Source organism: Komagataeibacter melaceti (genome assembly GCF_003403295.1).
Lineage (GTDB): Bacteria > Pseudomonadota > Alphaproteobacteria > Acetobacterales > Acetobacteraceae > Komagataeibacter > Komagataeibacter melaceti.
Genome location: NZ_QUWV01000195.1, coordinates 1 through 236 on the forward strand (window position 1 = coordinate 1; position 236 = coordinate 236).

Below are 236 nucleotides of genomic sequence, written 5' to 3' on the forward strand. Positions count from 1 at the left end.
AACGTGCCCCCCGTGCTTGATCTGGCCGTGCGGGTGGCGCGATCGGGGCGTATCGTCACATTCGGCATGGTGCCGACCAAGGCGGAAACTGGCTACGGCTATATTGAAAAGGGCGCGGAACTGCCCGGTTATGACGGGGCGTATGCGGTTGCGAAATTTGTCGAAAAACCGGATGCCGTGCGTGCGGCCAGCATGTTCGAGTCCGGTCGTTTCCTGTGGAATTCCGGCATGTTCGT

Annotated in this window: 1 protein-coding gene; it reads left to right on the forward strand. The window is 60.2% G+C overall.

Features of this window, described 5'->3' with window-relative positions; genetic code table 11:
* Nucleotides 1–236, forward strand: a 236-nt coding sequence (locus DY926_RS15900) for a sugar phosphate nucleotidyltransferase (protein WP_274541813.1), incomplete at both ends; no start/stop codon positions are given.